Genomic DNA, 11,314 nt, shown 5'->3' on the forward strand with positions numbered 1-11,314 from the left:
TTGTTAATCGTCGTAATCTTCCCAATCATCTGGTTTGATAAATTCTGATTCGACATCAACCGAATAGCATTTATGAATCCAGCCGCGATAATAATCGGCGCAATCCTTTGCGGCCGCTTCATTGTCATAAGCATCTACGACATATGTTTCGTCTTTCGATTGAACGAGCCATACTTGTTTCATAAATCCCCCTTATTGCGTCTAGCAAGTCTCTCAACGTTATGTATGAGATTTCTTAATGAGCCATTGGCGGCAGAGATAGTTGGCAATAAGTCGATATCGCTAATGACAACACCCATATCGCTTATTAAACTCTTAGCTAATGGCAGGTAAGAGCTAACTGGCGCCGCATTCATTTCAACTAACACGCACCTGTCCTTTAAGCCTTTATCAAGCTCAGAGATATTGTTAGTTGTGAGAATGAATATGCCCCTGTCAGTATTAAGTGCAGACTTCAGACTTTGTTGGGCTAGCTTGGTAAGGTTATCCACCTCATCCAAGATAAAGTAATGTAAGCCGCTAGTATTAAGTGAATTTCTACTTAATATCTTTTCAATAAGCACCATGACTTGTGGGCCATTAAAGCCTTGCTGGCAACCAATAAAGTCAGCCTCCCAGCCTAGCCCATCACCTGTTCTGCCTTTTTCAATTGCGTTAGGTAGCATTTTGGCCAGCGTGGTTTTACCTGTACCAAAGACTCCGTAAAGAAGAACGGCTGATTTGCCGCAGTGAGGTAACGCCTCGGCACCGCTGACAATATCTTCGATTCGCAAACGACTCTCAGCATTGCCCCAGATGATGTCGCTAATTTGGTTGGGCTCATATTTAAAATCCTTTCTGATAAACATTTTTATTCCTTTCATGTATTTGTTTATATGAGGGTGCTCATAACACCCTCATGTTTCTAATTACGCTTGTTTAGCAATAGCGCCATCAGCATCATTAGCCGCATTTACTTCTTTCTTGGCGGCAATCTCTTGCGATTTGATATCGCCATACAAGGCCGTGAAAGCCGCATTGACTGCGCCTTCTTTACGGACTAATGCACGAATGGCAAACCCACCATCAGCTAGTTGCTCAGCAATTAGCACGCAATCCTCACCCACATAGCCTGCATCAGCTAGTTGACTAAGTTGCTCCGACTTGGCGATGGCTAGTACTGGCAAGTTCTCAAAGTCTGCTTTGGCAATAGAGGCCTTACCTGTAGGGCTGATAAAAGTGGCGCTTCGGGCAAGTTTGATTTCTTGAATGCCACCACCATCTTCAATCCACTGCGCTAACTGCGTTGCTTCAACTTTAGACTTTTGAGCTTGGCGTAGTACTAAGACATATGTACTAATGCGGCGGCGGTCAATGTTGCCAAATACAGCGCGAACCACACGAGCAATGATGTGCGAGTCCTTTTTGTACTTATAGCCACGCTCTGTGAAGAATGCTTCTAATGCGGTATTACGCTGTTTAGACTCGGCTACTGTTAGTTCGCCTGCAAATAGTAGGCAATCTGCCAAAACTTTATAGAGCTCTAAATTACTAGTTCTATATGCGCCTTGTTCCCATGTAATGCGCTTTGCTTCCATGCTGGCAAGCAATTTAGTCGCATTAACTACTACATTGGAATTTCCAACAGCCTGTGCTGGTTTGTCGTTTAAAACGACATTGCTAGTTACTGTTGTTTCTACTGCGTTCATAAGTGTATTCATGATTTACTGCCTTTCTATGTGTGTATAAAAGTATGACTGATTGTTAAGAAATTTAACCTCTTGGCCATGTATCCATTATGCTGATTTAGGCTGTTTTTTAGATGTACAATCAATTAGTGTTAATTAGAAAGTTAAGAAATGTTAAGAAGATTTCTCGCACCTCACCCTACTTTTGGTACCAAGAACAAGCCGCGTACTTTGTCTTACCAACAGCAAAGTCCGTATTACTGGTGGTGGGTGTATCTACGCCGAAATGAAGACTATTTGGCTTGTTGTGAAAAGGGCGGCAAAGGTAAGTTATCCAAGCTATATAAAGACTTTGGCGATGTGCGTGAAGATAACTTTAAGAGGTGGTGGGTGGAAGGTGAGCGTGGTGGAAATCTATTTTCTGAAACTATCCCCGAATTAACACTTAGGGAGATTGAAGATAAAGCCGAATGGGATGAGGCATGGACAAGGGATGAGGTACTTGTAGTGGCTATTCCACTAACGTCTAGCCGAAGATATATTCAAAGCCGACTTATAAGATTGCTAGACAAGCGCCATCATGCAGATAAGCCTGGGCGAAAGAAAAGTAACTTAGATAAAAGTACAGCAAACTATCCGCTAGAACGTAGTTATACGATTGAAAACCTACAAAAGACATTGCAGGTTTATGACAACTATCTAAAAGTTAAATACGAAAAGCCCAAAGTTCCCCTTTGGAAGATTGGCGAGCAAATGCGATTAGTGCCCTCTGCTATGACTACAGACGATATGAGTATGAATGAACGGCAAGTATTTAGAAATGTCATGGGCGCTAGTGTGAAGCGTTATATAACCAATGCAGAAAAGATGATTGCTAATGCCGCATTGGGTAGATTCCCCTTGACTAGTGACGTCGTTTAAAAATCATCACACTAGCTCGACTGCGGCTTTAAGTTGGGTTGGGCTTGAGTATAGGTAGCTGGCGGTGGTGCTAATGTTGCGGTGCCCCGCGAGGGATTTGAGAATATGTATAGCAGTCCCCTTGTTTGCGAGGCTTGTCAAAAACGACCTTCTTCCCGAATGTGAGCTACAGCCATCTAGTGAACAAGAGCGATAGAGATAGAAGAAGTACTGAGCTAGTGAATTAGCAGAGAACCCAGCCTGTTTTTGGGTATAGAACAAAGGCTTGCTGGCATCTTTAATACGAAGTACACGCAAGTACTGGCTAATCTCCTTACGCATACGTTCATTTAGGTAAACAGTACGAGCATGCTTTCCTTTGGTTTGCTCGGGCATTAAGCGCACTTCATCCTTAATTGTGTTGTCGCTGTTTAAAACGTCGTTTATGCGTAGGGCGGCAACTTCACCTACTCGCATACCCGCGTAGTGCGTTAGTAGCAACATAGCGCGATTACGTGCGCTGTGCCTACGTGTAGCAACATGGTCTAGAACTCTACGCAGTTCTTGTGGATTTAAAACTCTTGCTTGTGACATACGTTCTCCTCAAAATATATTAAATACAGAGCTACAGTATGTTTTCGTATGTTTGGTTTGAGCAACCGAAAATGGCTAAGAAAGAACCTTCCAAAATTCAAAGACTTAGCTGATTTCATAATCTTTTACACATTAGATTATGATTTCGTGGCATTTTCGCCACGATATTTCATGAAGTATTTATAAGCCCTACAAGCTGTTTGATTTCGGGCTCAGCTACCCAAGTAAGCGATAACTCCTAATCACTGCTTATACGACGGATTTACCCTGAATGGGTTTACAGCTATTAAATTTGTGCGCTACGAAAAATTAAGGTGAAGTACTTAAACTTTCAGGGTGGTGATTTTCTACCTATACCCCTTAGTAGTAAGCGAGCTAACACTCGCTTGTGATTTCGCTTGTCGCTCATCACATTTCTTTCTTCTTAAATTGTTTGTATTGGCTTTCTCCAGATTCAACCTACACTGAGCCTTAAGCAACAGGCTCAGTTGTAGAGAAGAAATAAGGGAAAAGACTTTCTCCGAGTTCTTTACTACACCACTTAGGGCACAACCCGATTGGGTAAGGGCGGTTTCGCTATCTCCTTTTATGTGCGGCCGTAAAACGCAACATGTACAAAAGCAATAAGTGGCTACCTTTGTACCGTTCGCAAGAATGCTGTGTGGGCAGAGCTTGCTCGTGATCTTTTAATCTTTGTGCTGAAATATTCTTGTATCAATTAGTAAGCAACTCTAATGGCGTCCGGTAAAGGATAGTGATACGAAGTCTCTGCTACTGCCCAGAATTTCCATGACTGCGACTCTAAGTCCAGCTTTAGGGTGACATAACGACTGAGTGCCACTGCTCTTGTTTCAGTAGTAATTTATAAAGTTATTTAGCGAAACCTAATAAAAGAAGAGTAGAAATGAATGTGATTATTAGGTATATGTGGCTTTTGGCATAAAGAGGTTGCTCTTTCGAAAAGGCCGACAATAAATTAACTGTGCCCATTAACTTATAGGAGAAAAAGATGAGCACACTTAATAGTTTGAAATTAGTCAATTCTAAAAAACCAACAGCAATTCCACCCATCCTTCATCGCCGCAATAAGCTAGGCTCCAAGGTATGGGAACAAATTCAACTAGCTAAAGCCCAAAAGGAGGGTGGCACTTTTACTGTTAAGAAATTTAAAACAGTTAAAGACTACGATGGCTCACGTAAGAATATTGAAATTGAAAAGCGTGTACGCCAGTGGTGGTATGTGGCGGCCGATGGAAAAGTTTGCTTAAACATTCGCTATGGCGCAAAGATTATTGAATTTGCCAAAGGTAAGACTGCTGTAGAGGTAGGCTCGGGTGAAGAGCTTATTAAAGCGCTGGAGATTATTAAAGGCGCTGTAGAAGCAGGCGAACTCGATACCCAAATTGAACAGGCCAGTGGCGCTGTTCGTGCTGGGTTTGGGCGTTAACTTCGAATGTCGTTTTAAACGACAAATTATGAATACAGAACTAATGCTATTGCTAATGGTGTTAGTTCTGCTCTTTTTGGAGGATTAAATGAAAACATTTGAAGCCTACGTTCGGGCTAATGGTTACGTAGTTAAAACAAGGATAGTTGCCGACAATAGCCAAGATGCTTACTTCTTGCTACAGGGGCAATATGGTGCTGACAACATAGTTCACTTGCCAACAGAAGTTTAACTAGGGGTGCCATGCATGGCACCCGATAGTCGGGGCGAGCTAGCCCCGACGAACTAGCGAAGCACAAGACGTCTACACCAGCCCTAGCTAGGGCGTTTTGGTGTAACGGCGTCAATGAAATTTCTCGCCAGCTGGCGGGATTAGAAATGAGTTGGGTGCTGAAGCCCACATCGTAGAGGCGAGCCACATGGCGAAGAGCCGAATACGACATGATTCCAATATATCTAAGGCACTACTCGCTAAATATAATAAAAGGAGAGTGCCATGAAAATTAAAGAAGTTACCAACCCAGAAGAGCAATTAGGATTATTAAGAGTCATTATTGACAACACTTGGAGTGCTATTAAACAGCAGGCTGATTCGCAAGCTAGGCATAAGGCGGCGCAACCTACACTCAAGTCAAAGGCCAAGGCGACTAAGGCACAAAAGCCAGCACCATATGCCGCAATGCCAAAGCCCTTACCAAAACCAAAGCCGCTATATCCGACTAATCCACAAACTAAAGCACAGCCCATGGCAACGCAGGCACACAAGTTTGCGCATAAGCAAATGCCGCCTAATACTGGAGCCCCAAAGCCATTGAACAACAAAGCACTCAGCCCAGCAGATGCGTTGAAGGCAAACAAAGAAAAAGATGAATTAATAAATCTGTCATATGGAACGTTGCCAAGAAAAACGCTCTAATGGTTCAAAAGCGCGGTATTTTTAGACAATCTATATATAAATTTATTGACAGAAAATCTGACTGACTGGCATAGTGAAAATAATTACTATTAACTTAATTTAACTTGGAGTGGCAATGGCTAAGGCACCAGCAAAGAAGGCAAAGAAAAAAGTAGCTATAAAGAAGGCGGCAACTAAGAAAGTAGCTAAAAAGCCAGTAGTAAAAAAGATAGTTAAAAAGAAAGTAACCGCTAAAAAAGTTGTTGCCAAGAAGGCGTCAAAGAAGATTGCGCCTAAAAAGGTAGCTAAGAAGGCGGCCATCAAAAAGACTGCAAAGAAAGTTGTTGCTAAAAAAGCAGTTAAAAAGGTTGCAACTAAAAAGACCCCCGCCAAGAAAGTCGTTGTTAAAAAAGTCCAAGCTAATAAAGCTACTAAGCCCAATTATTTGAAGCTACCTTTCGAAGTCTATTACGAGAGGTTGGGGATAAAAATTTATGAGTTTATGTCGGATATAACGCCTACTAAGTTTTCCGATATCAAAGCCGTAAAAATGAACATGGGAGATGCTTTCGGACTAAGATTTTTGTGCGACAAAAATAATGGCGGTGAGTTATGTTGCGCAATGGAAAATGACCATGGGATGGCAGTTCCTAATTGGCTTTCTTTGCAAAATGAAGAAAATGCCGACTTTAATTGGGGCGAAACATACAAAGTTGAAATAAGAAATAAAAAGATAATTTTTACAGAGCCGTCTGAAGAAGAGTCCGATGAATGGCTGGAGGAGGCTGAAAACTATGACTACATAGGAGAAGCCTTTGGTGCATATCTATTTGATGACAACCAAGAGCCTGACTACTTGATATTGGATGCAAGCGGTTCAAGAATTAAAATCAATGTTGATGGATATCAAATCGACGAGCAAGGCAATCAAGTCGGGTCTAAGAAGGCGCTTGATTTAGATAAGATTGTGGAGCGAGGGGATTATGAAATCACCGACTTTGATACGCTTAGAGCTGAATGGATTGCTGGATACGTGAAAAATTTTCCAAATGACTTAGGGCTCTCCTTTGATATGTCATCAGAATAGGTGTCGTTTTAAACGACGTTGCGAGTAACCATGGTGGATGACCGACACATATTGGCTTTACTGTTTGCGCACAGTTTCAACACGCTATCGTAACTTTCTGATTACGCTCAGGATTTTGACCGACGCATTTTGTAAATTTTGCGCACGAAATGTCAGGGGTGGCGTAACCAGTTGATTTCATAGACGAAGCGGTCTATCGGAGGATATTTGAAAATCCTTGTGTCGGTGGTTCGATTCCGCCCCGGGCCACCAAGAAATCTCCGAACATTAGATGTGGTCCATAGAATCCCTAGTCTTAGCCGCGTTCTGGCACCATTTCCCTAAGTCTTCCAGATTTCCTCTTGACTCGGAATGTCGTTTAAAACGACAAACCAATTTCTCATCCCTGTGGTGCTCAAGCGTCGATTTAAGCGACGCTTATCTAGGGTCAGTTAGCTTGTTTGCTATTCTGGTGCATCTTAATTATTTCTGTCATCAAGACTCTGTACAGTCAAAAGCTTGATATTGATGAATCCGAATAACTGTTGATAGGTATGGTTGAATGAAAAAAAAGATTTTCAATGTACTGATGGAGGCGAAAGTAAAAGTCATCCAGTGGATTCGGCCTTCTAATCATTATTTCACCGCAACTGTTGCCCAAGTTGTTCAAGAAGCTGCCGCCTTAAAGGCCCCACAATCTATGCCTTTGGAAAGCAATCTAGAGGCATCTCCCGTTACATCAATAAGAGTGGTTAGCATTGCACCTGAAACCCGATATTTTCAGATTCGAGATGAACAGCATCCTCGAAAAATAGCCTATACCGTTTCAGGAGACATGAATGCAGAAAACATTTTAATTTGTCTGCCAGGATTACTTGAGACAAAGACATCCTTTTCGATAATTCATGATTATTTTTTAAAGTTTGAAAATTACAAAGTCATTAGCGTTGATTTTTCAGGCAGAGGCGAGTCTGACTATATTGATGAATATGGGGCCTACAAGATGTCCCTGTACCTCTCAGATGTTAGCGAGTTAATTCAAGGCGCTATATTGGTTGGAGGTAAGACGCATCAAAGACTCACCATTCTGGGCACCAGTATGGGCGGAGTCTTAGCAATGTATCTTACAAAGATTTTTGATAAAAAGATTAACGCTATCGTTCTAAACGATATCGCTTTAACGGTGAATTGGACTGCTTTGTATACCCTCTATAAGTCTATGAAAAATGAGCTAGGCTTCAAAGAAGTTCGAGAGCTTGCCAAAGAATTGAGTGTTGATGTAAAAGCAATCGCTGATGTACAGCTTCCTGGGCATTTTGACCTCTCATATCGTGCCGATGTGTGGGGCATGAATTTTCATGAAGCACTAGAGGGCTTTAAAGGCAAGGTTGGATTGGTCTATGGCGGGGAATCTAAGATATGCACTGAGCAACGTGTTCAGGAGATCAAGGCGTTTATCCCTCGCTTGAATACCTTTGAGGTTTTAAATGCAGGCCATCCAGTACCATTTGACAATCTAGTATGTGATTTTATACATTCACAAATGAGTCTAAGACCTATTACTCGCCCAAAAGATCTGGTGAACTAAAGCGTCGATTTAAGCGACGCTTACTCACTGTCCTTCGTCTCTTACAGCAATTCGTCCGTGTGCATCAAGATCAGACTCATCTACTTCCAAATGATCATCTTCAATCACGGTTGCGCCTTCTAGGTGCTCGATATATTCTCGAATGGCATAGTAAGGCGCAACGTGAACATGATCATCATCTTGATGATCCCAGACTTTGTAACGAAAGACGGTTAACTTCATTTGGTATTTTCCTAAATTAAGCTCATGAACCTAGGCGGTGATTAATATAGCGACTGGCGTAGGCTTTACGAGCTTCAACCCAAGCCAAAGCCGCTTTAATGAACAGGCGTTTTAGTTTTTTCATGATTTATAGCCCCCTAGAATTTGTGTAGTGATGCAGGTAGTCACGAGTAAGTTGCTCTACCTGCTGATGGCTATTAGGGTTGCGGCTATTGATGTACTGCTCTAAATCATTGCTTTTGGTCTGGTTGCCAAAGACTTGATTTAAGAGACTCAATAATTGTGTCATTTAAGGCTCCTTTGGTTAAAAATACTAGGGTTAATACTTAGTTAGTATGGGCCTTATTGATGAATATTGCATGACAGCAAAATAACTTTTTAGACTAAAAGAGCTTAAGTTCATTATTAAAAGAACTATTTGTCGTCATTTGGTCATAAAACTCCAAAATGCCTCAAAATAGATTAAACCTGCATTAATCTCGTAAAAAATGACCTAAATTAGAGTCAAAAAATCAATTTCAACAAGAAAAGGCTTCAAGATGAGCGCATTAAAAGAGGCTATAGAAAAACTAAGAGTGACTGGAACTATTGGGCTTGAAGACTTTAAGAATTTGAAGATGAAGGATGTTGAACATCTCACTGAGGAAATCAAACAGTGGTGTCTTTATGGAAATGGTAAACCCGAGAAGTTGGGTAAGAAACATAAAGAGCATTAAAGCCTAATCTTCCAAATCCTCACTGCTGTCATCTACTCGGTATTCCAACTGTATTTTCTTTAATACCGGATGTAAAAGTGGGTTCGCATCCTTTGGCGATGGATCGGTTAAGTGGTAGTAGCCATAAAAGGGAATAGGCTCTTTTTCAACGAGTTCGCGATCTTCAGTAGTAAAGGTAGTCATCAATACTCTCCCTAAATTAATCCCATGGTTACCTATGGGCTGTTAGAGCAAACTGAGGAGACCAGAAAGGAGCAGGACTGCTCTTCATCTCCCATAAGTAGCATTTATTCTTGATGAATAAATGTGACAAATCTATCGTTCACTGAAATATTTTCTAGAAAATTTTAAGTGGTGAAATTGTCATAATTGAGCTTGATTTATAGGATTCAAATGTGACAAAGACAGTTAGAAAGTTCATAAAGATGTCATATGAAAGGTAGAGCATCACAGTCAAGTTCAATTACAAATTGAAGGAGATAGAAAATGCAAGATCAAAACCAAAGTGACAAAGTTATCGACTTAAGAAGAATGTCTGCCGAGTATTATCAAAAGGCGGCATGGAATCAATTGTTAGCCTTAGATAACTACAGAGAAAAGAATTTTGAAGTGGCAGAGCGTTTTGCACAACTGTCATTTGACGACCAGATGGCGGCGATGGAGTACGCAGAGTTGGCCGATGCTGAATCTAGTTTGTATCTTGAGTTAGAGCTAGAAGAATAGTGTGGGGCGCAATCATTAGAGCATTTTGGCCAAAGGTTGCTTTAGCGTTAATAGTTTCCATAGGCGTCTCATCACAAGCCTTTGCCATTACTGTTGCTAGGGACGACATCTTGTTGCACATTGTTTCTCAGTGTGTCGACCCATCAAAAGCTAATTACTGTAGCCAGTGTATGTTGCCTAGACGTGACGCTAATTGTGGGGTTTCTGAGTGCAAGAAAACAAATGAAGTTTGGGCGCTCAATACGCAATACGCCGCAATCAGAGACATTAAGATGTGCGGATGTCCTGCAGAGTTTGTTCATGGGCTTGCTATGCCACGAGAGGTTATTACTGGTGTAGAAGATTTAAATCGACAAGAGGGTATTTGGCAATTTGCTTGGGATGTTGCTACTGAACGAATTGAGCTCGATTTAATTGCTTTAGTTGTAAACCCTAAATCACAGAGAACACAGAATCAATTACATATTCACTTGGTCAGGTTAGATAAAAATGCCCGATCTAATTTTTCTCAATATGCACCTAGCTACGTTAATAGCCTAGAGAATATTTGGGCAACAGCTGAGAAAGATGCAAGGTCTAAGGAGCTGATTGATTATGGTGTATTGGTAGCCCAGCAGTCACCTGGCAAATATATAGTTGTAGTTACGCCCAACAGTCCTGAGGCCGCATTTACTCAATGGTCCTGTAATTAGCGAGTTGATATGAAATTTTCAAAAACAAATCCTCCAAAAGAATTAAAAATATTAAAAGAAGCAATAGTACAAGCGCGGCAAGAAAAAGGGCTAACGCAAGAAGAATTAGCAAACGCTGTTTGTCTTAGCAAATGGCAGATTAAAGAAATGGAAGAAAGTGATTCATATCTCATTTTCTATTCAATGCAGATTAAGATTCATGCCGCTAGAAGGATTGGGAATTATTTAGGCCTCAAAGAGGCTGACTACTTAAAAGAGTTAGAGGGTTGCAGTTAAGTGTCACATTGACATGCAAAATTTACTTCCCACCTATAACTGGAATTCAAGAAATGAATAAAACAGAATTAGTAGAAATGATTGCCGCTGGTGCGGACATTACCAAAGCATCAGCAGAGCGTGCCTTAAGTTCAGCAATTGAAAATATTATCAAAGCCTTTACTAAAGGCGATGATGTTCAGTTAATCGGTTTTGGTACGTTCAAGTCTGGCAAGCGTTCTGCTCGTATTGGACGTAATCCACAAACCGGTGCGGAGATCAAGATCCCAGCCGCAAAGACAGTTAAATTCACTGCAGGCAAAGCATTTAAAGATGCTGTTAATAAGCGCAAGTAATTAAATTATCAATCTTTAGTCGCCTCGAATTAGTCTCAAGAGTATGAAATGAAAAAAACCACCCTCTGAACTGACCCCCAGTAGTTGGACAGTTTAGTTAGGTTAGCACGAGGGATTGAGTTCGGTAATCAACCGGACTTAATCCCTTTAGCTTTTCTTTGATTCGGTCATGGTTGTAGTAGTGGATATATTC

General features: G+C 41.2%; 19 protein-coding genes. 11 read left to right on the forward strand and 8 right to left on the reverse strand.

What is annotated here, in order from left to right; all coding sequences use genetic code 11:
* Positions 1 to 3: 3 nt before the first annotated feature.
* Genes ICE89_RS08415 through ICE89_RS08425 form a run of 3 tightly spaced genes read right to left on the reverse strand, consistent with a single transcriptional unit; the run spans position 4 to position 1,700 of the window.
* On the reverse strand, positions 4 to 183 hold the full coding sequence (locus ICE89_RS08415) for a hypothetical protein (protein ID WP_216265509.1): 180 nt from the start codon (positions 181 to 183) through the stop codon (positions 4 to 6).
* On the reverse strand, positions 180 to 848 hold the full coding sequence (locus ICE89_RS08420; RefSeq protein ID WP_216265510.1) for an AAA family ATPase: 669 nt from the start codon (positions 846 to 848) through the stop codon (positions 180 to 182). Before ICE89_RS08420 ends, ICE89_RS08415 begins: the two co-directional genes overlap by 4 nt.
* 60 nt (positions 849 to 908) lie before the next feature.
* Complete coding sequence (locus tag ICE89_RS08425) at positions 909 to 1,700, reverse strand: hypothetical protein (protein WP_216265511.1); 792 nt, start codon at positions 1,698 to 1,700, stop codon at positions 909 to 911.
* A 138-nt stretch (positions 1,701 to 1,838) separates the two neighbouring features.
* On the opposite strand from ICE89_RS08425, the gene ICE89_RS08430 reads away from it, so the two are divergent.
* The gene (locus ICE89_RS08430; RefSeq protein WP_216265512.1) at positions 1,839 to 2,588 is read left to right on the forward strand and encodes a hypothetical protein; all 750 of its coding nucleotides are present in this window, start codon (positions 1,839 to 1,841) and stop codon (positions 2,586 to 2,588) included.
* A gap of 6 nt (positions 2,589 to 2,594) precedes the next feature.
* Here ICE89_RS08430 and ICE89_RS08435 read toward each other — a convergent pair whose 3' ends face one another.
* Positions 2,595 to 3,161, reverse strand: coding sequence for a site-specific integrase (locus tag ICE89_RS08435; RefSeq protein ID WP_216265513.1), 567 nt, complete (start codon positions 3,159 to 3,161; stop codon positions 2,595 to 2,597).
* Between the two features lie 1,009 nt (positions 3,162 to 4,170).
* Here ICE89_RS08435 and ICE89_RS08440 point away from each other — a divergent pair.
* The 5 genes from ICE89_RS08440 to ICE89_RS08460 all read left to right on the forward strand — a co-directional run bounded on the left by ICE89_RS08440 (position 4,171) and on the right by ICE89_RS08460 (position 8,157).
* On the forward strand, positions 4,171 to 4,608 hold the full coding sequence (locus tag ICE89_RS08440; RefSeq protein WP_216265514.1) for a DUF6641 family protein: 438 nt from the start codon (positions 4,171 to 4,173) through the stop codon (positions 4,606 to 4,608).
* A gap of 88 nt (positions 4,609 to 4,696) precedes the next feature.
* The gene (locus ICE89_RS08445) at positions 4,697 to 4,840 is read left to right on the forward strand and encodes a hypothetical protein (RefSeq protein WP_216265515.1); all 144 of its coding nucleotides are present in this window, start codon (positions 4,697 to 4,699) and stop codon (positions 4,838 to 4,840) included.
* Positions 4,841 to 5,104: 264 nt separating this feature from the next.
* The gene (locus ICE89_RS08450; RefSeq protein WP_216265516.1) at positions 5,105 to 5,524 is read left to right on the forward strand and encodes a hypothetical protein; all 420 of its coding nucleotides are present in this window, start codon (positions 5,105 to 5,107) and stop codon (positions 5,522 to 5,524) included.
* 115 nt (positions 5,525 to 5,639) lie between these two features.
* The gene (locus tag ICE89_RS08455; RefSeq protein ID WP_216265517.1) at positions 5,640 to 6,590 is read left to right on the forward strand and encodes a hypothetical protein; all 951 of its coding nucleotides are present in this window, start codon (positions 5,640 to 5,642) and stop codon (positions 6,588 to 6,590) included.
* Positions 6,591 to 7,131: 541 nt separating this feature from the next.
* Positions 7,132 to 8,157 (forward strand): alpha/beta fold hydrolase, encoded by a 1,026-nt coding sequence (locus ICE89_RS08460; protein ID WP_216265518.1) that lies wholly within the window; start codon positions 7,132 to 7,134, stop codon positions 8,155 to 8,157.
* A 24-nt stretch (positions 8,158 to 8,181) separates the two neighbouring features.
* Here ICE89_RS08460 and ICE89_RS08465 read toward each other — a convergent pair whose 3' ends face one another.
* Together ICE89_RS08465 and ICE89_RS08470 are read right to left on the reverse strand one after the other, a co-directional pair.
* Positions 8,182 to 8,379: a hypothetical protein gene (locus ICE89_RS08465; RefSeq protein WP_216265519.1), complete on the reverse strand. Its 198-nt coding sequence runs from the start codon at positions 8,377 to 8,379 to the stop codon at positions 8,182 to 8,184.
* A gap of 127 nt (positions 8,380 to 8,506) precedes the next feature.
* Positions 8,507 to 8,668 carry a hypothetical protein gene (locus ICE89_RS08470; protein WP_216265520.1) on the reverse strand — a complete coding sequence of 54 codons (162 nt, stop codon included), beginning with the start codon at positions 8,666 to 8,668 and terminating at the stop codon, positions 8,507 to 8,509.
* A gap of 250 nt (positions 8,669 to 8,918) precedes the next feature.
* On the opposite strand from ICE89_RS08470, the gene ICE89_RS08475 reads away from it, so the two are divergent.
* Positions 8,919 to 9,095, forward strand: coding sequence for a hypothetical protein (locus ICE89_RS08475; RefSeq protein ID WP_161491188.1), 177 nt, complete (start codon positions 8,919 to 8,921; stop codon positions 9,093 to 9,095).
* 3 nt (positions 9,096 to 9,098) lie between these two features.
* Here the strand turns inward: ICE89_RS08475 and ICE89_RS08480 are convergent, their stop codons facing one another.
* Positions 9,099 to 9,278, reverse strand: a complete 180-nt coding sequence (locus ICE89_RS08480) for a hypothetical protein (RefSeq protein WP_216265521.1) — start codon at positions 9,276 to 9,278, stop codon at positions 9,099 to 9,101.
* A gap of 303 nt (positions 9,279 to 9,581) precedes the next feature.
* Between ICE89_RS08480 and ICE89_RS08485 the strand changes: the two genes are divergently transcribed.
* The 4 genes from ICE89_RS08485 (at position 9,582) to ICE89_RS08500 (ending at position 11,121) form a co-directional block, all read left to right on the forward strand.
* Positions 9,582 to 9,818: a hypothetical protein gene (locus ICE89_RS08485; RefSeq protein ID WP_216265522.1), complete on the forward strand. Its 237-nt coding sequence runs from the start codon at positions 9,582 to 9,584 to the stop codon at positions 9,816 to 9,818.
* Between the two features lie 170 nt (positions 9,819 to 9,988).
* Positions 9,989 to 10,510 (forward strand): CDP-diacylglycerol diphosphatase, encoded by a 522-nt coding sequence (locus ICE89_RS08490; RefSeq protein ID WP_216265523.1) that lies wholly within the window; start codon positions 9,989 to 9,991, stop codon positions 10,508 to 10,510.
* 9 nt (positions 10,511 to 10,519) lie between these two features.
* The gene (locus ICE89_RS08495) at positions 10,520 to 10,786 is read left to right on the forward strand and encodes a RodZ family helix-turn-helix domain-containing protein (RefSeq protein ID WP_216265524.1); all 267 of its coding nucleotides are present in this window, start codon (positions 10,520 to 10,522) and stop codon (positions 10,784 to 10,786) included.
* 53 nt (positions 10,787 to 10,839) lie between these two features.
* Positions 10,840 to 11,121, forward strand: a complete 282-nt coding sequence (locus ICE89_RS08500; protein WP_216265525.1) for an HU family DNA-binding protein — start codon at positions 10,840 to 10,842, stop codon at positions 11,119 to 11,121.
* Positions 11,122 to 11,218: 97 nt separating this feature from the next.
* On the opposite strand, the gene ICE89_RS08505 is transcribed toward ICE89_RS08500, so the two are convergent.
* The coding region (locus ICE89_RS08505) for an IS3 family transposase (RefSeq protein WP_216264981.1) at positions 11,219 to 11,314 on the reverse strand (96 nt) is incomplete at its 5' end.

The organism is Polynucleobacter sp. AP-Kaivos-20-H2 (assembly GCF_018882215.1).
GTDB lineage: Bacteria > Pseudomonadota > Gammaproteobacteria > Burkholderiales > Burkholderiaceae > Polynucleobacter.